Source organism: Xenorhabdus innexi (genome assembly GCF_002632485.1).
GTDB classification, from domain to species: Bacteria; Pseudomonadota; Gammaproteobacteria; order Enterobacterales; family Enterobacteriaceae; genus Xenorhabdus; species Xenorhabdus innexi.
On record NZ_NIBU01000013.1, the window covers coordinates 38374 to 63433 of the forward strand.

Annotated in this window: 3 protein-coding genes (1 of these 3 cut by a window edge); all 3 read right to left on the reverse strand. The window is 51.8% G+C overall.

Annotated elements, in window-relative coordinates; genetic code table 11:
• Tightly spaced (each overlapping or abutting the next), the 3 genes in view from Xinn_RS07490 to Xinn_RS07500 form a layout consistent with a single transcriptional unit that may run on beyond the window.
• Nucleotides 1-1725, reverse strand: the start of a protein-coding gene (locus Xinn_RS07490) for a non-ribosomal peptide synthetase (RefSeq protein WP_244590161.1). It extends 4959 nt beyond the left edge of the window; the window shows 1725 of its 6684 coding nt (coding positions 1-1725); its start codon is at nt 1723-1725; its stop codon lies beyond the left edge, outside the window.
• Nucleotides 1725-21638, reverse strand: coding sequence for a non-ribosomal peptide synthetase (locus tag Xinn_RS07495; RefSeq protein WP_086956337.1), 19914 nt, complete (start codon nt 21636-21638; stop codon nt 1725-1727). Before Xinn_RS07495 ends, Xinn_RS07490 begins: the two co-directional genes overlap by 1 nt.
• A complete protein-coding gene (locus tag Xinn_RS07500) occupies nt 21635-25033 on the reverse strand; it encodes a non-ribosomal peptide synthetase (RefSeq protein WP_086956338.1) in 3399 nt (1132 codons plus the stop codon). The genes Xinn_RS07495 and Xinn_RS07500 overlap by 4 nt, the downstream gene beginning before the upstream one ends.
• Between the last annotated feature and the right edge of the window lie 27 nt (nt 25034-25060).

Here is a 25060-nt window from a genome sequence, read left to right on the forward strand (position 1 = left end):
GATGGCAAGCAGACCGATGATCAGTTCCGGGCTGCGTTCGGCACAGATTGCTACCGGTTCGTCCGGACGTATTCCCAGTGCCAGCAGATGATGAGCCAGCCGATTGGCATGGCAGTTCAGCTCGCGGTAACTCAGCGTCCGACCTTCATAGCTCACTGCAATAGCATCAGGGCGCTGTAATACCTGTGCTTCAAATAGCTGGTGGATTAAGGCCTCCCGTGGGAAATCATCATGAGTGGCATTAAAATTCACTAACAGTTGCTGCCGTTCTGAGTCCGGCAACATAGGTAATGTGTTCACTGGCTGACTGACATCATCTGCCATTTCGGTTAGCACATTGGTTAAATAAACCACCATTCGCTCAACAGTTGAGTGATCGAACAAATCAGCGGCATACTCTAAATCCCCGGCTAAACCCGTTTCTATTTCGTTCAGGGATAACGTTAAATCAAAATGTGCTCCCCGGCGCTCCTGTTCAATCGGCGTGAGTTGCAGACCCGGCAAGGTGAATTCCTGCGCTGGTGTGTTATTCAACGCCATCATGACCTGAAATATCGGGCTGTAGCTGAGGCTGCGCTCAGGCTGTAGCACTTCTACTACCTGCTCAAAGGGCAGATCCTGATGGGCATAGGCAGCCAGCGACCGCTGACGGATTTGAGTGAGCAGGTCAGCCACACTCATGTCGTTACTGAATGTGACACGCAGAGCCAGCGTATTGACAAAGAAGCCGATCAGCCCTTCAAGCTCATGATGCGGACGGTTGGCGACCGGTGTGCCGATAATAATATCATCCTGTCCGCTGAGACGGCTTAATACAATGCTCCACGCGGTCAGCATGGTCATAAACAGCGTGCTGTTATGGCGTTTTCCGAGTTCTTTCAGTGATGCCAATAATGTGGACTCAAGATGAAAGGAGACTTTCCCTCCGGTATAGCTCTGTACTGCCGGACGAACGCGATCAGTGGGAAGTGTCAGCAGTGGGGGTGCATTCCTGAGCTGTTCATTCCAGAAATCCCGTTGTTTTGCCAGATTATTGCCCTGCGATTGGTCATGCAGCCAGACAGCATAATCAGCATATTGAACGGGCAATGGAGGTAAAGCGATATCATGACCATCAAGAGCGGCGCGATAGAATTCTCCCAGTTCCCGCACCAGTACACCGGTCGACCAGCCGTCAGTAATAATATGGTGCAGAGTGAGTAATAAAATATGCTCGTTATCACTAAGACGAAGTAATTTAGTGCGGATTAGCCGCTCTTGCGTAAAATCGAACGGAGTTTGTGCCTCGGTATCGATAAATTCAGTAATACGCTGGGAGTGCAGAGCCGGATCTGACTGACTCAGGTCGTGATAAGACAGGGTACAGCCGATATCCGCCGGATCAATGTGTTGACAGGGTTTTCCTTCTACTGAGACAAAACGGGTTCGCAGGCTTTCATGACGGGCAACCAAACGGTTAAGTGATACGGTCAGCGCATAGCGGTTAAGTTGACCGCTGAGGCGAAGTATCACAGGAAGATGATAGGCCAGACTGGCAGCCGGTTCGAACTGGCAGAGGAACCACAGCCGCTGTTGAGCGAAAGATAACGGTAATGGCTGATTACGATCCGCCGGTTTGATGACAGATTGTTGCTGTTGGTATCCGCGGGATTTCAGTTGCTCCTCAAGCCTTTTCTCCAGAACCGCCCGTTTCAGATCATCAAGATTCATAGTAGTCCTTGTCATTATTTGCTGTCTCCGCCGCTCTCTTTTTTGTAGGAATCGCTTTCGCCTAAAATCGCCATTAACTCTTCTGCTGACATTGAATCAAGGTCACTCTGGAGTGACTCAATATCGTTTTCGCCAATAGCACTCATTTGCGCCGACAGGATGAGTTCGGCCTGTTCTGTCAATTTTGGTGAGACAAACAGCGCAGTGAGGGGAACATCGACCATAAACTGGTTTTTTATGCGCGTTATCAGCCGGACCACCATCAATGAGTGACCACCCAGTTCGAAGAAACTGTCGTGACGGCTGATGCGGGGCAGCCCTAAAAGTTCCTGCCAGATCTGCGCCAGAATGGTTTCTATTCTTCCCTGTGGAGCCTCATAGCAATGCGTTACCACTGCTGACATTTCAGGGGCCGGTAACGATTTGCGATCCAGTTTGCCGTTGGGTGTCAGAGGGAAAGCCGCCAGCACAACGTATGCGCTGGGCAGCATATATTCCGCGAGGTGTTCTGCGAGCTGGCGGCGCAGAACAGCAGGGTCAAGCTCAACGCCATTCTGAGGCTGGAGATAAGCGACGAGGCGTTTATTGTCTCCGGTGTTTTCATAAGCAGCTTCATCAGCGCTCTCTTCACGCAGAAGCACCACGGCTTCACGCACACCGTGACACTGCTCAAGTCTTGCCTCGATTTCACCCGGTTCGATACGGAAACCGCGTAATTTGATTTGAGTATCATTACGACCGAGATACTCAATATTACCGTTCGGCAGCCAGCGCCCCAGATCGCCGGTCCGGTACATACGGGCATCCGGTGCCGAAGAAAACGGGTCAGTGAGGAAACGTTCCTGAGTCAATTCAGGGCGATTCAGATAACCACGGGCAACTCCCAGACCGGCGATATAAATCTCTCCGCTCACACCAAAAGGAGTCGGTTGTCCGTATTCATCAAGAATATAGATCCGGGTATTGGAAATTGGTCGTCCGATAGGGATGGAACGGGTTATATCAACCGGTGACGGGATCAGATAGGTCGCAGCAAATGTTGTGGTTTCTGTCGGGCCGTAGCCGTTGATTAATGCCGCCGGTTGTGAATCAGCCAGTTTAACTTCCCGTATTTTCTGCGGATCAAGAACATCACCACCCACAATTAAGTAACGTAACTGCCCGAACAGCGGTTTGAGAATATCGAGGTATTCATTGAATAAGCCTGCTGTTAGCCAGAGTGCAGTCACCCGCTCTTTAATCAGTGAATCACAGAAACGTGCCGGATCGAGTAATACAGATTGAGGAACAATGTGCAGGCGTGCCCCGTTGAGCAGGGCCGACCAGACTTCCCATGTTGAGGCATCGAAAGCAATATTGGCACAGTGAGCCACACAGTCATCAGGCCGGATCTCAGAAAAACCATTATCAATAATCAGGCGCAGTACATTACGATGCTCAACCATGACCCCTTTCGGCAGACCGGTTGAACCGGAGGTATAGATCACATAGGCCAGATGGTGTGGCCGCAGATTCAGTGCCTGTGAATTGGGATTATCAAACGGTTGCTCTGACAGAAGCGATGCCAGTGTGTCTATCTCCACAATTGGTGTGGATATTTTTGCTGCGGAGCGGGATAATTTTCCGGCCTGTGATGCCTGAGTCAGTAAGGCTACAGGGGTTGAATCTTCCAGCATGTAAGCCAGCCGTTCGCTCGGGTAGGCCGGATCTAACGGAACGTAAGCACCACCAGCTTTGAGAATGGCGAGCAGGCTGATAATCAGCTCTGGGCTGCGTTCGAGACAGACGGCTATCCGATCATCGGGTTTTACCCCCAGAGCAATCAAATAATGAGCGAGCTGATTAGCTCTGCGGTTCAGCTCGCTGTAACTCAGCGTCTGCCCGGCAAATACGATGGCTGTGCCAGCAGGATCACGGGCTGATTGCGCCTCAACTAACTGATGTATCAGCATGTTGTGCGGTAATGCCACCTGAGTATCGTTGAGATCGGTCAGCAACTGCTTCCGCTCTGAGGCTGGCAGAATGGGTATATCCTGCATCAATTGCTGCGGGTCATCAGTCAGCGCCGCGAGCAGGCCGCGAATGGCAGTGAGCAGATAAGTGGTGATTCTGTCCGGATCAATACCGGTTATTGTCTGTGAGGTTATCCGAAATCCGCTGCCCAAATCATCTACTGACAGCGTGATTGGATAGTTGGTGCGCTCCTCTGCGGTGAGAATACGAATACCTTCCCATACGGTGTTATCAGCGGTTTCTGCCGACTGGCTGTGGCGATAATTCAGTAATGTACTGAACAGCGGGACGGACTGAGGAACGCCGCTGCATTGTTGTGCCAGTACCAGCGGTGCCTGTTCGTGTTCCAGCAGCAGCATTAAATCGTGGAACGTGTCCTGCACAACGTTCTGCACACAACAATTGTTTACAGAAATCCGCATTGGTAATGTGTTGATAAACATCCCCAATACCCGCTCAGCGCCTGCGCCTCCCTGAAGCCGTCCTAACAGTACGGAGCCGAAAACGACATCATCACGCCCGCTGGTTTTTGCCAGAACCTGCGCCCATGCCACATGGAACAGAACACTCGGGCTGATCCCCAGATGACGCGCCTGAGTGCGGATCGCTTCTGCCAGCTCAGGGGCAATCATCAGACAGGATTCAGCTACCGATTCGCCGTTAGTCTGTACTTTAAGCACACCAAACGGCGCGGTTGGCTCACTGATGTCAGCCAGCCGACTGCGGAAATACGCTTCATGCTCCGATTCCGGCACGCTGAGTGTACGGGCGATAAAATCACGATAGGGCAGAATTGCGGGCAATGTTTGAGTATTACCCTGCAAGAACTGCGCAATTTCAGCGAAAATCAGCTCCAGCGTCATATGGTCACTGACCAGATGATGAAAACGCAGCGCCAACAGCCATTCGTTTTGTGCCGGATCGTAAGCAATATCTGCGGTGAACAGCGGCGCCTGATTGAGATTAATACGATGTTTGCGGGGATCGGTATGCTCTTTGAGTTGGCTGACAACATCGCTTTCTGCGGTTGGGGTGAAAACATTCACACTCAGCGCCGCCTGACGCCAGACAACCTGAACAGGGTGAGCCAGATCCTGCCAGTATGCTGCGGTGCGTAAAATATCATGCCGGTCGATAACCTGTTGCAGTGCTGCCAGAAACGCATCAAGGCGTTCACGGCTAGCAAAAGCCAGCAGACTTTGCAGCAGATAATTATCACCCTGTGTCTGTAACAGATGATGGAACAAAATACCTTCCTGCAACGGCGACAATGGGTAGATATCCTGCACATTAGCCGCTCCGTCGGGAACGGTGGCGACAATCGCATCGATTTCTGCCTGGGAAAGTTCAACCAAAGGCAGCATGTCCGGTGTGATAAACCGGCAATCTTCAGGAATGCGGTTAGGCGGCACTATAAAGGTATCTTGGATATCACACTGAATAGCCTGCGCCATATCCGCAAGGACAGGTGAAATAAATACGCTGCGAACATCCAGTTGCCAGCCGATATGACGTAACTCTTCGATCAGGCTGACAATCATCAGGGAATGCCCGCCCAATTCAAAGAAGTGATCGTGACGACCAACCCGCTCCAGCCGTAACAGGCGCTGCCAGATTTGTGCCAGCACGGTTTCTGTTTCACCCATCGGCGGAGAATAGTGGCGTGAAACAACCGCAGACGAGTCAGGGGCAGGCAGTGCCCGTTGATCCAGTTTGCCGTTGGGTGTTAACGGGAAAGCATCGAGAGTGACAAACGCACTGGGCAGCATGTAATCGGCCAGATGCTTCGTCAGTTGCTGACGCAGCTCTGCCGGATCGAGTCTGGCATCAGGCTGAGGCAGCAGATAGGCCACCAGTTGTTTTTGCTGTGAGGCGTCTTCACGGGCAATCACTACCGCTTCACGGACGCCGGAGCACTGTTCAAGCCGCGCTTCAATTTCCCCCAGTTCAATGCGGAAACCGCGTATTTTGACCTGAAAATCATTACGACCGAGATATTCGATATTGCCGTCCGGCAACCAGCGGCCTAAATCGCCGGTTTTGTACATCCGCATATTGGCTTTACCAGCGAACGGATCTGGCAGAAAACGCTCTGCGGTCAGTTCAGGTCGGTTCAGATACCCACGGGCAACACCGGCACCGGCGATATAAAGTTCACCCGCAACGCCCAGCGGGGCAGGCTGACCATAAGCGTCCAGAATATAGATGCGTAAATCGTCCAGAGGCTGACCAATCAGACTGCCGCGCCCTGAATGGATATCCGCTTCACTCAGCTCACGATAGGTTGCGTGAACAGTGATCTCAGTGATGCCGTACATATTGACCAGACGGGTCTGCGCGGTAGGATTGCGGTCAACCCACGGGATAAGGGTATGCAGTTCTAATGCTTCACCGCCGAATATGATGCAGCGTAGTGTATGCTGTTGCGGCTGAGCATGTTGAGCCGCAATCAGCGGACGGAAGGCACTGGGAGTCTGGTTCAGAATAGTGACCTGCTCACGGCACAGTAATTCATAGAAGCTCTGTGGCGAACGGGCACATTCAGCCGGAATAACCACCAGCCGCCCGCCGTAAGCCAGTGCTCCCCACAATTCCCAGACTGAGAAATCGAAGGCGAAGGAGTGGAACAGCGTCCAGACATCGTTGTGATCAAACCGGAATCGCGCCTGCGTTGCCGCCAGCAGTCGGGTAACGTTGGTGTGCTCAACCATCACTCCTTTCGGTTTACCGGTCGAGCCGGAGGTGTAAATCACATAAGCCGGATGATGCGGTGTCAGACCTGATTTTTGTACTTCAGGGTTATCGGATACGATATTGGCGGCATCCAGTAAAACCTTATCCAATAAAACCATAGGTAAAGCACTGGTGAGCTTTTCAGTCAGAGCGGCCTGAACTACGATGGCGGCAGGATCAGAGTCCTCCAGCATATAAGCCAGCCGCTCGGCAGGATAAGCCGGGTCAAGCGGGATATAAGCACCTCCGGCCTTGAGAATAGCCAGCAGGCCGATCACCATTTCCAGACTCCGCTCAACACAAATTGCCACCCGATCCCCCGGTTGCACACCCAGCGTAATCAGATAATGCGCCAGATAGTTGGCACGTTGGTTTAACTCCCCGTAGTGGAGTTTCCGGCCTTCGAATATCACGGCAATCGCATCAGGACGCTGTTCGGCCTGCGCTTCAAATAGCTGATGGAGCAGGGCATCATTGGGGTAGTCAACCTGATGAGCATTGAACTCCGTCAGCAGTTGCTGCCGTTCCGAGTCAGGCAGCATAGGCAGAGCCGCAGCCAGTTGTGCTTCATCTGCCACCATGGTGTTCAGGACATTGGTGAGATAACCCACCATGCGTTCAATGGTTGTCGCATCGAATAACGCAGTGGCGTAGCTCAGTTCACCCACCAGACCCGCTTCGGTTTCTGTTAATGACAGCGTTAAATCGAAATGTGCACTGTGATGCACTGATTCCATCGCCGTGAATTGTAAATCCGGCAATGTCAGTGTCTGGGGAGGTGTATTGTTCAGGGCCAGCATGACCTGAAAAATCGGGCTGTAACTCAGGTTGCGTTCAGGCTGTAAGGCTTCCACCACCTGCTCAAACGGCAGATCCTGATGGGCATAGGCAGCCAGCGTTTGTTGCCGGATTTGTGAGAGTAAATCGGCAATACTGACAGAACCATCCAGCCTGACACGCAGTGCCAGCGTATTCACAAAGAAGCCGATCAGTCCTTCCAGTTCCTGATGCTGACGGTTGGCAACCGGTGTGCCGATAACAATATCATCCTGCCCGCTCAGCCGTGCCAGCACGATACTCCATGCAGTCAGCACGGTCATAAACAGTGTGCTGTTATGGCGCTGTCCGAGTGTTTTCAGCGAAGTCAGTAAGGCGGCATCAAAGTTAACCGGTACTCTGCCACCGATGAAACTCTGTGCCGCAGGGCGGGGCCGATCAGTAGGAAGCGTCAACAGAGCGGGGGCATCGCTGAGCTGGCGACACCAGAATTCCCGCTGCGTGTTAAGTGCGGCTTCATGCAGATTATCACGCTGCCAGACGGCATAATCTGCGTACTGAACCGACAACGGAGGTAATGGATCCAGTTGATCGTCAAGGGCTGCGCGATAAAGCACACCCATTTCATGCAGCAGAACGCCGACAGACCAGCCGTCAGAGATAATATGGTGCTGAGTGATCAACAATACATGTTCGTCATCCGCCAGTTGCAGTAAATGACCACGGATCAGCGAACCCTGAGTAAAATCAAACGGCAGGCCGGTTTCTGCCGAGGCAATGTCTGTAATACGGCGGGTCTGTTCATCTGCGGTTAATGCGCGCAGATCCTGACAGACAAGCGCAAATCCGCTATCAGCGGGATCGATTTGCTGACAGGGCTGGCCTGCGGCAAGTACAAAGCGGGTACGCAGGGTTTCGTGTCGGGCAACCAGATTATCGAGTGAACGGCGCAGGGCCTGATGACTGAGATGACCGTTCAGGCGCAGTGCCAGCGGGATGTGGTAAGCCAGACTGGCAGTCGGATCGAGTTGCCCCAAGAACCACAGGCGCTGTTGCGCAAAGGAAAGCGGCAGAGGCTGGCTTCTGTCAGCGGCCGGAATAGTGATTTGCGTGGTTGTCTCGACAGCGGCAAGTCCCTGAGCCAAATCCGTCAGGCGCGGTTGGTCAAACAGTTGTTGCAGCGGTAATTCCCGTGCCAGTACCTGACGGATACGGGCTGAAAGCTGAACAGCCAGCAGTGAATGCCCGCCCAGTTCAAAGAAGTGGTCATGACGACCGACTCGTTCCAGTCCCAGCAGATCCTGCCAGATTCGGGCTAATGCGATTTCAGTTTCACCGACCGGTGCTTCATAGTCGCGGGTTATCACTGCCGAAGCATCAGGAATAGGCAGAGCCTGACGATCCAGTTTTCCATTGGGCGTCAGCGGGAAGCTATCCAGCATGACAAAAGCACTGGGCAGCATATAGTCAGCAAGGTGCTGGGCAAGCTGACGGCGTAGTTCCGCAGGAAGCAGCTCAGTGCCTTCTTCGGCTCTCACGTAGGCAACCAGCCGTTTCTGATTAGGCTCGTCCTGCCGGATCAGTATCACCGCTTCGCGTACACCATGACACTGTACCAGTCTGGCTTCGATTTCCCCCAGTTCGATACGGAAACCCCGTAGCTTGACCTGAAAATCATTGCGGCCGAGGTACTCGATATTGCCGTCCGGCAGCCAGCGGCCGAGATCACCAGATTTGTACATCCGTGCATCCGGTTCTGAAGAGAACGGGTTATTCAGGAAACGTTCGGCAGTCAGTTCAGGCCGGTTCAGATAACCACGGGCAACACCGGCTCCGGCAATATAAATTTCACCGGAAACGCCGACAGCAACCGGACGCTTCTGTCTGTCCAGAATATAGATTTGCCTGTTAGCGATAGGGTGCCCGATAGGGATTTTTATTTCGCCTTCACCGGCTTTCTCTGCTATCAGTGGTACTTCATAAGCAGTGGCAAAGGTTGTGGTTTCCGTCGGCCCATAAACATGCAACAAATGTTGGGGTGGATATTCCGCCCGGAAACGAATGGCAGTACGGGTATCCGTCTGTTCTCCGCCGAACAGGAGGTAGCGCAGGCCCGATAATGCCGGTGCAATCAGGCTGGCATACTGGTTAAACAGTGCGGTAGTCAGGAACAGGGCAGTGACGTTTTCTGCTGACAGGCAGTGACCAAATTGCTCAGGCTGTAACAGCGTTTTTTCCGGGATCAGCAGAATACGCGCACCGCAAGCCAGACCCGCCCAGACTTCCCATGTCGCAGCATCAAATGAGACGTTGGCACAGTGGGCAATACAGTCATCCGGCCCGATATCGGCAAAGCTATTGTCAATAATCAGGGAAACCACATTGCGGTGTTCAACCATGACCCCTTTCGGCTGCCCGGTTGAGCCGGAGGTATAAATCACATAGGCCAGATGACGGGATGTCAGCCCTGATGCCTCAATCTCAGGATTATGGTTCGGGAACGATGCGGAACTGTCTGAACCATCGTCCAGCAAAATTACCGGCAGGGTGCTGTTAAGTCTGTTATGCCACTGAGTCTGAGTCAGTAAGGCCACCGGAGCCGCATCCTCAAGCATATAAGCCAGCCGTTCAGCCGGATAGTTCGGGTCAAGCGGCAGATAAGCGCCACCGGCTTTGAGAATAGCAAGTAAACCAATGACCATTTCCGGGCTGCGTTCAATACAGATGGCAACCCGATCATCCGGACGTACACCCAATGTCAGCAAATGATGTGCCAGCCGATTAGCGCGTTGGTTCAGTTCACGATAACTGAGCGCCTGCTCTTCAAAGATCACCGCAGTTGCATCGGGGCGCTGTAATGCCTGAATTTCGATGAGCTGGTGGATCAGCACATTCTGTGAGCATGAGTTTGGTGTCTCAGGAGAAAGAACGGGCTTGGTGTTGAATTCCACTAACAGCCGTTGCTGCTCTGATTCCGGTAAAACCGGAATATCCAGGATCTGTTTCTGTGGCTGATTAATTAAAGCATCCACCAGTCCTTTAATGGCGGTTGCCAGATAAGTGATGACCTGATCCGGTGAAATTCCTGTGACGGTCAGTGCGGTAAGCTGAAAATCATTGCCTAAGTCATCCACGGACAGGGTAATGGGGTAGTTAGTCCGTTCTTCGGCTGTCACCACCCGCATATCTGACCAGATGGTATCTATTTCATCCTGAGTCATTTGGCTGTGGCGGTAATTCAGTAACGCACTGAACAACGGCATCGGTTGTGCCACACCGCTGCACTGCTGCGCCAGTGTCAGCGGAGCCTGTTCGTGTTCCAGCAGCTCTGTCAGACGATGATAGGTGTCCTGTACAGTCTCCTGCACACTGCGATCCACCAGAGAAATGCGGATTGGCAGCGTATTAACGAACATCCCCAGTATTTGTTCTGCGCCGGTGATGCCCTGCAAGCGCCCCAACAGGACTGAGCCAAAAACGACATCCTCGCGCCCGCTGGTGTGCGCCAGTACCTGTGCCCACGCAACATGGAACAGGACTCCGGGGCTGACTTTCAGACGACGCGCCTGAGAACGGATCGCTTCCGCCAGTCGCTTATCAAGTAAAATACGGGCTTTGGCAACGGGGTTTCTATTGTCTGACTGTTCACTATCCGGCAATTCATGGTCTTTAGGAATACGGTCTTCAGGAATATGGCCTTTCGGCATGGTAAGAACGCCGAATGGTGCCGTCGGTTCGTCAATATCCGCCAGTTGTTCGCGGAAATAATCTTCATGCGCTGAAAGCGGTACATTCAGCGTTTGAGCGATAAAATTGCGATAAGGGACTGAAACAGGCAGCACATCGATATTTCCCAGCCGGATCTGAGCAATTTCGGCGAAGATCAGATCCAGTGTCAGATGGTCGCTGACCAGATGATGGAAACGCAGCGCCAGTAACCACTCATTCTGTGCCGTATCGTGGGCAATATCAGCCGCGAACAGCGGCGCGCGAGTCAGGTCGATACGGTGCCAGCGCGGATCGGTATGATTCCGTAACCGGGTTGGTATATCGCTCTCTGTTGCAGGAATAAGCGCGTTTACATGTAATTCATTTACAGTCAACAATGCCTGACGCCAGACCACCTGAACAGGTTGTGCTAAATCCTGCCAGTAAAGCGAGGTGCGCAGGATATCGTGGCGTTCAATCACCTGCTGCATGGCGTTCAGGAAGCTATCAAGATGGATGCGGGTATCAAAAGCAAGGGTGATATGTAATAAGTAATCATCACCCTGTGCCTGTAACAGATGATGGAACAGAATACCTTCCTGTAACGGTGCCAGCGGATAGATATCCTGAACATTAGCCGTACCACCGGCAACACTGGCTGTGATAGCGTCAATTTCTGTCTGGGACAGTGACACCAGCGGCAACATATCAGGCGTTATCTGCGTGCAGCCATCAGGGATACGGTTAGGCGGCACAACAAAAACATCGGCATCACGCCGCGCCACCTGTGCCATATCTGCAAGAACAGGAGATGAAAACACGCTGCGCACATCAAGCTGCCAGCCGTGTTTATACAGTTCCGCAATCAGGCTGACGATCATCAGTGAATGACCACCCAACGCAAAGAAGTGGTCATGGCGGCTGACTTGTTTCACACCTAATAACTGTTGCCAGATCCCGGCCAGAGTGGTTTCTACTTCACCAATGGGAGCCTCATAGCGTTGTACGGCCAGAGCGGAGAAATCAGGCGCAGGTAGTGCCTGACGATCCAGTTTGCCATTGGGTGTCAGCGGGAATGCTTCAAGGGTAATGAAAGCCGCAGGCAGCATGTAATCGGCAAGGTGTTGCGCCAGTTGCTGACGCAGTTCCGCCGGAACCAGTTCAGTTTTCGTTTCTGACAGCAACTCCTCTGACAACAACTCCGGCAATAAATAGGCAACGAGACGCTTCTGTTGTGTTTCATCTTTGTGGATCAAAACCACCGCTTCACGCACTCCGGCACATTGTCTGAGCCGAGCCTCAATCTCTCCCAGTTCAATGCGGAAACCCCGCAGTTTGATTTGAAAATCATTGCGACCGAGGTACTCAATATTGCCGTCAGGACGCCAACGCCCCAGATCACCTGTCCGGTACATTCTGGCATCAGGATCGGTGGTGAATGGATCGGTGAGGAATCGCTCCGCTGTTAATTCTGGCCGATTCAGATAACCACGGGCTACTCCCGCACCGGCAATGTAAATCTCTCCGGTGATACCAACCGGAACCGGCTGGGTGTTGGCATCAAGAATATAAACCCGGCTATTGGCAATCGGTCGGCCAATCGGTGGTGGCGTCTCTTCCCGATGATCACACGGGTAAAGCGTTGCACAGACAGTAATCTCCGTCGGCCCGTATGCATTGAGCATCTGCCGTCCTGCTGCCCAGCGTCTGACTAAACCCGGCGGGCAGGCTTCTCCGCCGACAAGTAGCATCTGTAATGTATCGGGCAGGGAATCCATTGCCGCCAGTGCGGTAGGTGACAGGAGCACATGGCTGATGGCATGGGCTTTCAGATAATCGGACAGGATTGCGCCGGGCAGAAGATCAGCTCGTTTCGCCAGATAGAGGCTGGCTCCCGCCAGTAGGGCCATGCCGCATTCCCAGAGACAGGCATCGAAACTGGCTGAGGCAAATTGCAGAATCCGGCTTTCAGGCGTGAGAGCCAGTGTATTTTGTTGGGTGAGGATCAGATTGCACAGGCTATGATGTTCAATCATTACGCCTTTCGACTGACCGGTTGAGCCGGAGGTATAAATGACGTAAGCCAGATGGCGGGATGTCAGCCCTAATAACTGAGCATCCGGATTATCGGTGCGCTGTGTTTTCAGTTTATCGGATAAACGGTCGAGTAAAACCATCGGCAATGTGCTGGCCGGAAATGTGCTGGCGAATTGATCAGCTAACTCAGTTGTGGTCAGTAAAGCGACCGGAGCGGCATCTTCCAGCATATAAGCCAGCCGCTCGGGCGGATAAGCCGGATCGAGCGGAACATAAGTGCCACCTGCTTTCAGCGTGGCGATCAGACCAATCACCATTTCCGGGCTGCGCTCAGTGTAAAGAGCGACCCGATCATCCGGCTGCACTCCCAGCGCCAGTAAATGATGCGCTAACTGATTGGATTTCTGGTTCAGCTCATGGTAGCTCATTGTCTGATTTTCACAGACTACGGCAATGGCATCAGGACGTTGCAATACCTGCTTTTCAAATAGCTGGTGGATAAGCACATTCTGCGGGCTGTCGGTTTGTGGCAGATCTGTATGTAAAAAAGTAGCCTGAGTCGCGTTGAAATCTATCAATAGTTGCTGCCGTTCTGACTCCGGCAACATCGGCAGCGTGGTAATGCACTGAGTTTCATCCGCTGCCATCGCGGTCAATACATTGATTAAATAGCCGGTCATACGCTCAATGGTTGCCGCATCGAACAGATCGGTGGCGTAGGTCAGTTCACCGCTCAGGCCGTTTTCGTTTTCGCTCAGAGACAGGGTTAAATCAAAATGCGCACTGGGATGTATTTGTTCAACCGGTGTGCAATGGATATCAGGCAGAGTCAACGTCTGAGGCGGGGTGTTATTTAAGGCCAGCATCACCTGAAAAATCGGGCTGTAACTCAGATCGCGCTCCGGCTGTAACGCTTCTACGACCTGTTCAAAAGGCAGATCCTGATTGGCATAGGCCGCCAGCGCCTGCTCACGGATCTGAGCCAGTAGCGTTGCAACACTGGCATGGCTATCCAGCGAGATACGCAGCGCCAGTGTATTGACAAAAAAGCCGATTAAGCCTTCCAGTGCAGGATGAGGCCGGTTGGCAACCGGTGTTCCGATGACAATATCATCCTGACCACTCAGGCGGGCAAGAACAATACTCCATGCCGCCAGTAGTGTCATAAACAGCGTGCTGTTATGACGCTGCCCCAGCCTTTTCAGTGATGCGGATAATCCGGCATCAACAGAAACAGGAATGCGCCCGCCGATGAACGATTGCACTGTCGGGCGCGGTCTGTCAGTCGGAAGAGTTAATAACGCCGGAGCATTTTTAAGTCGTGAATACCAGAAGTCCCGTTGCGCCGTCAGGGTGGTTTCCTGCTGCCAGTTTCGTTGCCATCCGGCATAATCGGCATACTGAACGGGCAATGGCAGTAGCGGGTTTTCCTGTTCTTCAAGCACTGCACGATAGAGAACACTCAGCTCACGCATCAGCACACCGACAGACCAGCCATCGGAGATAATGTGGTGCTGAGTGAGCAGGAAGATATGCTCTTCATCCGCCAGTTGCAGCAAACGACCGCGAACCAGCTGATCTTGTGTGAAATCAAACGGCGTTCGGGCTTCAAGCGTGGTGAATTCAGTTATCCGGTCAGCACGTTCTTCGGCTGGCAACAGGCGCAGATCGTGACAGGACAGCATAAAGCCGGTATCAGCCGGATCAATATGCTGATGAGGATGGCCCGCCACGGGTACAAAACGGGTACGCAGGCTCTCGTGTCTGGCCACCAGCTTATTCAGTGCCTGACTGAGTGCCTGATGATTGAGTTGCCCGTTGAGACGCAATGCAACGGGAATATGGTAAGCCAGACTGGCGGCCTGATCGATTTGGGTCAGGAACCATAGACGCTGTTGGGCAAAAGAGAGCGGTAATGGCTGGCTTCTGTCAGCGACTAGGATTTCGATTTGGCTGGTTGTTGCAGTTTCAGACAGTAGCTGTGCCAGATCAGCCAGAACCGGCTGATCAAAGAGCTGTTTTAATGACACTGTTTTCGCCAGTTCCTGACGAACGTAGGCGACAAATTGAACCGCCAGCAGGGAATGCCCTCCCAGCTCAAAGAAATGGTCATGACGGCCGACCTGCTGTACGCCCAGTAATTTTTGCCAAATCTGAGCCAGTGCGGTTTCTGTTTTACTGATGGGTGCTTCGTAACCACGGGTCACGATTGCTGCCATATCAGGCATCGGAAGCGCCCGACGATCCAGCTTGCCGTTGGGTGTCAGCGGGAAAGTATCCAGCATGACAAATGCACTGGGCAGCATATAGTCAGCAAGATGCAGGGAGAGCTGCTGACGTAATTCTGCGGGGACTAATGTGATGCCATCCTGCGGCTGCAAATAAGCAATCAACCGTTTCTGGTGTGATTCATCTTCGCGGGCAATCACGATGGCTTCACGCACACCGGTACACTGTGCCAGTTTTGCCTCAATTTCCCTTAATTCAATCCGGAAGCCGCGAATTTTGACCTGAAAATCATTGCGTCCGAGATACTCGATGTTGCCATCAGCAAGCCAGCGCCCCAGATCCCCTGTTTTATACATACGTGCATCAGGCTCAGAAGAGAAAGGACAATCAACAAAGTGCTCAGCAGTCAGTTCAGGCAGATTTAAATAACCACGGGCAACACCGGCTCCGGCAATATAAATTTCTCCGGTTACACCGACAGGCGCAGGTTGTCCGCTGGAGTCGAGAATATAGATCTGTGTGCTGGCAAGCGGGCGGCCAATGGGAACAGAGCGGGTGATCTCAGCGGGTGATGTTATCGCATACGTTGCCGCAAACGTGGTCGTTTCCGTCGGGCCATAACCGTTAATCAGATGTGCGGGTCGGGAAGGGGCAGAGAGTACCTGCCGGATCTTACCGGAATCGAGGACATCCCCGCCGACCAGCAGATAGCGTAACTGCCCGAGCATTGGCATGAGGATGTCAAGGCTGGCATTGAACAGACCGACAGTCAGCCAAAGCGCAGTGACGTTCCCCTTGATCAATGTTTGGCGGAAATGCACCGGATCAAGCAGTACTGATTGGGGAACAATGTGCAGCCGCGCCCCATTGAGCAGGGCTGACCAGATTTCCCATGTCGAGGCATCGAAAGCAATATTGGCACAATGGGCAACACAGTCGTCAGAGCCAATATCGGCAAAACCGTTATTGATGATCAGACTAAGCACACTATGGTGTTCAACCATCACCCCTTTGGGTTGTCCGGTTGAACCGGAGGTATAAATCACATAGGCCAGATTGCCTGATGTCAGAGGAAGAGCCGGATTATCCGTCCGTTGTGTGGCAAGGAGTGAATCCTGTTCATCCAGTCGTACAATCGGCAGATGGCTTTCCTGTAATTTATCGGCATAAGCGGTGTGCGTCAGTACGACAACAGGCGCTGCATCTTCAAGTATATACAGCAACCGTTCAGCCGGATAAGCCGGATCAAGCGGCACATAAGCGCCTCCGGCTTTCAGAATAGCGAGGAGACTGATAATCAGTTGCGGGCTGCGTTCGAGACAAATCGCGACCCGATCAGCGGGATGCACACCTTGCATTATCAGGTGATGAGCCAGTTGGTTGGCCTGACGGTTCAGTTCGCCATAGCTGAAAGAATCGTCTTCAAACACCATCGCAATGGCATCGGGACGAAGTGCGGCCTGCTCCTCAACCAATTGATGTATCAGTCTATGCTGTGAATGGTCTGTTTGTGGCTGTGACAAATCGGCCTGAGTCGTGTTGAAATCCACCAGTAATTTCTGCCGCTCTGTGGCAGGCAGTATGGATAACTCCTGAATCAGTTGCTGGGGGTTATGAGCCAGTGCGTCAGTCAGTCCGCTGATGGCGGTTATCAGATAAGTGATAATCCGTGCCGCATCAATGCCCGCTCCCGCCAGAGCCGTCAGGCGGAAACCTGTTCCTGTATCATCCACTGAGAGCGTGATGGGGTAATTTGTCCGCTCCTCCACCGCCACCATTCGCATACCCAGCTCTGGCAGTTCAAACAGGTCAGCTTCATTGAGCTGAGTATGGCGATAATTCAGTAAGGTACTGAACAGCGGCGTCGGCTGTACTATTCCGCTGCATTGCTGTGCCAGTGCCAGCGGTGCCTGTTCGTGCTCCAGTAGTGCGGTCAGATTGCGATAGGTCGCCTGTACGGTGTCCCGTACACTCCGGCCTGTCAGGGAAACTCGTACCGGCAGGGTATTAATAAACATCCCCATTGTCCGGGACGTTCCTTTGCCGCCCTGTAACCGCCCTGATAATACCGAGCCGAATACCACTTCATTACAGCCACTGGTTTGTGCCAGTACCTGCGCTAAAGCAACATGGAACAGGACTCCCGGACTGACGCCCAGATGACGAGCCTGATTCCGCACATTCTCCGACAGCACCGGAGAGAAAGAGAGACTGGCTTCTGCAATCGGCTCGTCATTATCCGGCAGGGAGAGCACGCCAAAAGGCGCAGCCGGGGTGTCAATATCAGCCAACTGTTGTCGGAAATAATCTTCATGCACGGTGGCCGGTATGCTTAATGTCTGGGCGATAAAATTGCGGTAAGGCATGGCCGCAGGCAGTGTTTCAATCAGCCCTTGTTGTATGCGGGTAATCTCGTCGAAAATCAGTTCCAGTGTCACATGATCAGCAATCATGTGATGAAAACGCAGCGCCAGCAGCCAGTTATCCTGAGCCGGATCATAGGCGATATCCGCTGCAAATAATGGAGCATGACCCAGATTAAGGCGGCTTTTACGCCGATCAGTGTGTGCCTGTAGTTGAAGCTGCGTGGAGATATCATCCGTTGTGGACGGAATAAATTCATTGACTGTCAGCCGGGCCTGACGCCAGACTACCTGAACCGGTTTGACCAGTTCCTGCCAGCAGGCAGCCGTCCGCAGAATATCGTGGCGATCGATAACGTACTGGAAACCTGGCAGAAAACCATCAAGGAACTCTCGTGTATTGAAAGTAAGCACACAGTGGAGCAGATAAATGTCGCACTGTTCCTGTAACAGATGGTGAAACAGAATGCCTTCCTGTAATGGGGACAGAGGATAGATATCCTGTATATTCGCGGCTCCGCCGGGTGTGGCTTCGATAATGGCATCAATTTCAGCCTGAGAAAGTGCAACCAGCGGCAGCATATCCGGTGTAATAGTCGTACAGCCATCCGGTATACGGTTAGGGGGAACAACAAAAGTTTCGCTCTCTCTCTGCATAGTCTGAGCCATTGCGCTCAGAACGGAAGCCGAGAACACACTACGCACATCCAGTTGCCAGCCAAAGTTATACAAGCGCTCAATCAGTCTGACAATCATCAGAGAATGACCACCCAGTTCAAAGAAGTGATCATGGCGGCTGACTTGCTCTAATCCCAGCAGTTCCTGCCAGATTTGTGCCAGTATGGTTTCTTTCTCGTCGACGGGAGCTTCATAACGGCGGGCTATCATCGCAGAGATATCCGGCGCAGGCAGCGCCTGACGATCAAGTTTCCCATTAGGGGTTAGCGGGAATTCTGCCAGTATCACAAAAGCGCTGGGCAGCATATATTCAGCAAGGTGATGAGCCAGTTGCCCGCGCAAATCAGTTGGAGAGAGTTCAGCGCCATCCTGTGGACGTAAATAGGCTATCAGGCGCTTCTGGTTGGCTGTGTTTTCATCAGCCATATCGTCACTGGCAATAACTACCGCTTCACGCACACCATGACACTGCATCAGTTGCGTTTCGATTTCCCCCAGTTCAATGCGGAAACCGCGAATTTTGACCTGAAAATCATTGCGGCCGAGGTATTCGATATTGCCATCCGGCAGCCAGCGCCCCAAATCACCGGTTTTGTACATACGGGCATCGGCTTCTGAAGAGAAGGGATCGGCAGGAAAGCGTTCCGTTGTCAGTTCAGGACGGTTCAGATAACCCCGTGCGACACCCGCTCCGGCGATATGAATTTCACCCACAGCACCTAATGGTGCAGGCTGGCCATAGGAGTCGAGGATATAAATGCGGGTATTCGCTATCGGGCGTCCGATATGGTGATGAAACCCCGTTGCCCGATCCATGCGTGTCCAGGTTGAATAAGTTGTCGTTTCTGAAGGGCCGTACAGGTTGCATATATGCTGAATATTGGTGTGTGTAAATAACTGCTTAACAATGTGTGGTTTCAGGGCTTCACCGGCTAAATTAACGGTCTGGACACCTGTGGGTATCACACCTGTTTCAATAAGTTGCGAGATGGCAGACGGGACGCTATTGATCAGGCTGATATTCTGTTCTGTGATGACTGATGCCGGATTGATCAGCGACAGCACATCAGTGACAAGGTGCACCGTTCCACCAGAAATCAGAGGTGCGAAACATTCAAACACCGCTAAATCAAAATTTAGTGAAGTGGCAAACAGGGTATGGGATAACTCTTCCGGACTGAATATTGTCTGCGCCCAGTTCAGGAAATTGACGGTATTACGGTGCTCGATTGCCACCCCTTTCGGCTGACCGGTTGAACCGGAAGTATAGATAACATAGGCCAGATGGCGTGAAGTCAGCCCCAGTGACTGTGGGTCAGGGTTGTGAACCGCTTGTTCTGCCAGAACATCAGGCTGGATATCGGGCAGAACGTTATCAATCAGAACCTGCGGTGCAGAATGGTGCAGGTTGTCAGCCAGCGTACTCTGAGTCAGTATTACCGCCGGATCTGAGTCATCCAGCATATAGGCCAGCCGTTCGGCAGGATAAGCGGGATCGAGCGGCACATAAGCCCCGCCTGCTTTCAGAATAGCCAGTAAACCGACAATCATTTCAGGGCTGCGTCTGACACAAATAGCGACCCGATCATCTGGACGTACACCCCGTGCTATCAGATAGTGCGCCAGTTGGTTGGCCCGGCGATTCAGTTCGTTGTAGCTCAGCCTATGTGTTCCGCAAACGACAGCGATAGCCGCCGGAGTTTGTGATACCTGCTGTTCAAACAGTTGATGGATCAGGGCAGACTGCGGGCGGGCGGTTTGTGAAAGAGCGGTTTGAGAGAAATCATCCTGCGTGGCGTTGAAATCCACCAGTAACTGCTGCCGCTCCGAGGCCGACAGCATGGTCAGGCGCATAACGGTCTGCGTTTCATCTTCTGCCATTGCCGTCAGCACATTGATTAAATAATCCACCATGCGTTCAACGGTTGTAGAATCAAACAGGTCAGCGGCATATTCCAGCCCGCCAGTCAGTTCGGTATCACTTTCGGTCAGCGACAGCATTAAATCGAAGTGTGCGCTATGACCCGCCTGTTCAATGCGGGCAATTTGTAAATCAGGTGAGGTATGAACCTGAGCGGGGGTATTATCCAGCGCCAGCATAACCTGAAAGACCGGGCTGTAGCTGAGGCTGCGTTCCGGCTGTAGTGTTTCGACAACCTGCTCAAAAGGCAGATCCTGATGAGCATAAGCAGACAGTGCCTGTTCCCGCACCTGAGCCAGAAGGTCAGTAACGGTGGGGTTGTTATCGAGTCTGACCCGCAGTGCCAGTGTATTGACAAAGAATCCCATCAATCCTTCAAGTTCAGGCAACGGTCGATTGGCAACAGGAGTCCCGATGACAATATCATCCTGCCCGCTCAGGCGTGCCAGCACAATACTCCAGCCCGCCAGCAGAGTCATAAACAGGGTGGTGTTATGGCGTTTGCCAAGCGCCTTCAGTGATGTCAGCAAAGTAGTGTCAAGATGGAAAGGTATCTGGCTGCCGGTATAACTCTGTATAGCCGGTCGCGACCGGTCTGTCGGGAGAGACAGCAGAGCCGGAGCATTCTCAAGCTGTGTACGCCAGAAATTTTGCTGTGATGTAAAGATGCTGCTTCCCTGTAACCATTCACGTTGCCAGATAACATAGTCGGTGTATTGAACGGGCAATGGTGGCAGAGACGTATTCTGGTTGTTAAGAATGGCGTGATAGGTAATGGCAAGCTCACGGATGAACACACCAATAGACCAGCCATCAGTAATAATATGGTGCAGGGTGATCAGCAACAGATGCTCTTCATCCGCCAGTTGCAGCAGTTGACCACGAACAAGGGAATCGTGAATAAAATCAAAGGCGGTCTGAGCATCAATAGCCAGTAGCTCGTTAATTCGTTCGTTATGTAAAGCCGGTTCAAGTTTGCGTAGATCATGTTCGGATAGCGTAAATCCGATATCAGCAGGGTCGATATGCTGATAGGGCTGGCCTTCAGACAATATAAACTGGGTACGCAGGCTTTCATGGCGGGCAACCATATGATCCAACGCGCAGGTCAGAACATAGTGGTTAAGCGAGCCTGTCAGTCGCAGCGTTACCGGAATATGGTAGGCAAGATTGGCGGCTGGATTGAGCTGGTTCAGGAACCACAAACGCTGTTGGGCAAATGATAGTGGATAGTGATCAGCCCGTTCATAACGTGGAATACCCTGTAATTGATGGGTACTCGCCTGCTCTTCTGATGAATCGAGCTGGTTCAGAAAATCGATCAGCTCTTGTTTATGCTGTTTCCATTCACTGAGCAAGTCCGCCGGAATACTGCTGAGATGGGTTTCGTATTGCAAACGATCCTCAGCCACGAACAGTGTGATCCCCTGATCTAAAGCCTCATTGACAATTCGTGCTGCGTTTTTCATATATCACCCTTTAATAGCGCTTGTGCTGAATCTCGCCCGGTCTGAAAATGTTTTCTTTTCTCTTTGATAAGATGGACGGTGACAATTTGTGATAATTGCTCAAGTGTTGGATGTTCAAAAACACTCCTCAACGGCAGCTCTATCGCCAATTCGTTGCGTATTGAACTAGTAAGACGAGTGGCCTGAAGGGAATGTCCACCCAGTTCAAAGAAATGATCATGACGACCAACTTGTTGTTTCAGTCCCAATAAACTTTGCCAAATTTGCGCCAGGACGGTTTCTATTTTATCAATCGGTGCCACATAGGGGCGTGAGGCTATCGCTGATGAATCAGGGGCCGGAAGGGCTTGGCGATCAAGTTTTCCGTTGGGCGTTAACGGAAAAGTATCCAGCGTGACAAAAGCACTGGGCAGCATATAGTCGGCAAGACGCAGGGCAAGTTGCTGGCGTAACTGGGCAGGCTCCAGTCTGGCACCTGCCTGTGGCCGCAGATAAGCGACCAGACGTTTTTGTCCGTCATGTCCATCAGAAGCATCGTCACGGGCGATAACCACCGCTTCCCGCACCCCATCGCACTGCATCAGTTGCGTTTCGATTTCTCCCGGCTCAATGCGGAATCCCCGAAGTTTTACCTGAAAATCATTACGGCCGAGGTACTCAATATTGCCGTCAGTTAACCAGCGCCCGAGATCACCGGTTTTGTACATACGGGCATCCGGCTCTGTGGAAAACGGATCGGGCAGGAAGCGTTCGGCGGTCAGTTCCGGGCGATTCAGATAACCACGGGCAAGCCCCCGACCTGCGATATAAATTTCCCCCGTTACGCCGGAAGGGGCTGGCTGACCATACGCATCAAGAATATAAATCCGGTCATTGGCTATTGGTTTTCCGATAGGCGGCAGCACCGGCCAGTGTTCAGTATCCTTGTCTAAGGAATATGAGGTCACAACGTGGCTTTCTGTCGGGCCATAGTGATTATGTAACCGGCAGCCGGTACGCTCTACAAGCACCCGAATGGCCGGTGTAATCCGCAATTGCTCACCAGCGGTAATAATATGGTTAAGACAGGAAATCTTGTCTTCATTGAGCGTCTTGTCTTCATTGAAAGTATGGTCTCCGCCGGAATTGACGGCTTCGGCCAGATGCTGGAGAGCAATATAGGGAAGAAAAATACGATTAATCTGCTTTTGCTGAATCAACCGGGGGAATTGCTGAAGCTCCCGCCGCATGGTTTCACTGATCAATACCAGACAGCCGCCCTCACTCAGCGTGGTGAAGATTTCCTGAAAGGCGACATCAAACCCCAGTGCGGCAAATTGCAGGGTTTTACCTGTTTCTGTCAGTTGTGACGAAGGTTGATGATGCCATTGCAGTAGATTTGACAGGGCAGATAAGGGCATCTCTACCCCTTTGGGCAACCCGGTTGAGCCTGATGTGTAAATTACATAACCCGGATGATTGGAGGTCAGCCCTAGTTTTTGTGGTTCAGGGTTGTACTCTGGTTGCTCTGATAGATAAGGTTGCTGGTTGTCGAGTAGTACCGTGGTGTATCCGCCAGCCGGCATGGCCTGTTCCAGCCCATCAGAGAGGGCGGTTTGGGTGAGTAAAACCATTGGCTCCGAATCCCTGAGCATATAGGCCAGTCTTTCAGCCGGATAGGCCGGGTCGAGAGGAACATAGGCACCACCTGCTTTGAGGATCGCCAGTAATCCCACTATCATCTCCGGGTGGCGCTCAAGACAGATTGCCACTCGTTTATCTGGTTTTACCCCCAGTGCAACCAGATAATGCGCCAGCCGGTTGGCACGGCGGTTGAGTTCAGCATAACTCAGTGTTTGTTCGTTCCACTCGATGGCGGTTGCATCGGGTGAGCGTTCAGCCTGAATTTCAATAAGCTGGTGGACTAAGGTATTTTGCGCAAAATCCATCTGAGTAGTATTGAAATCTACCAGTACCTGTTGCTGTTCTGCCTGTGACAGCATCGGTAAGTGCCGGATTGGTGTTTCAGGAGAAGCGAGAGCGGCTCCGATCAGGGTAATTAAACGGGATTGAAGTGCTGCTGCTTCAGCACGATTCAGATAATCGGGTGAATAATCAAACTCCAGCGTAACAGGTTGCCGGATATCTTCATTATTTGATGTAAAAGCGTACTGATGAAGCGCGATAACGAGAGGGAACGGTGCACCACGCTGTGTTTTACTGTATGTAAGCGAAGCATCCGGCAGACTGGCGTTTATTTCGATCTGCTCATATGACAGCATAATATCGAAGAGCTGGATTTTTCCTGCTTTCTGCCGGGTCTGCAAGTGTCGGTTGAGTTCTGCAATAGGTAAACGCTGATGCTTATAACAGCGACGCAACTCGGCTGCTGCTTTGTTCATGATATCAAGGAAAGAATCATCCGGTGTCACGGTAATACCGACCGGGATCACCGAGGTAAACATGCCAATCATGCGTTTTTGTCTGACGTTTTTGCGATTATGCACGGGAATGCCAAAAACAATTTCTTCAGTACTGTTTTCTGTCCCGTCAGTGCGTGAAAAATGAGTCGTCCGGAAAAAATAGCAGGCCAGAACGGCATACATAAAATGCAGAATGGATAAACCCTGAGCCGCTGTCACTTCCTCAATGCGCTGAAAAAGTGTTCGGTCAAATTGATAAATTAAAGGCTCAGGATGCGGATGTTCTCTGGTTTTGTCTGAATTTGATGGCTGGAGCAGTGCAGGTGGTAAATTTTCATAACGTTTCAGCCAGAATTGCTGATCTTGCAGGTAGCGTTTTGAACTCAGATAGGCGCTGTCTCCCTCCACAAAATCGAGATAGGAGGGAACGCTTTCAGTGATTTCTTCACTTCTGGCTAATCGACTGTAAGTGTTGGCTATTTCTTCGGAAATAAGCCCCAAAGTGGTTCCGTCTCCGATAAGATGGTGGCAGCAGAAATGCCAGTACCAGCGGTTATTTCCCAGCCGGAGCAGTTCAAAACGCCAGAGTTTATTATTTAAATCGAACGGACGTATGAATGCGGAGCGGAGGTGTTGTTCAGCTTGTTCTGTCGGATTTGTGTGTCTGGAAAAATCATGTACAGAGACAGAAACAGGTAAAGTATCAATCAGTTTTTGCAGGGGTAATTCCTGAGTATTAATCAGTCGTAAACGTAATGCATCATGGCGCTCAACAACTGTTTTGAAAGCCTGAACTAACAGCGTTTCATCCAATTCTCCCTCGATAAGTACCACTGAACCAATATTGTAACAGGTATTGTCAGGATGAAGGATTTGGTCAAGCCAGACGACCTGCTGTGGAGAACTGAGCGAAAATGTGTAAGAGGAAGATACAGAAGTATTTTCATAGGAAGGTTGAGCTTCGTTATTGATACGATTGCACGACATAGGCATTACTTAACTCCTGCTGTTAGAATTATC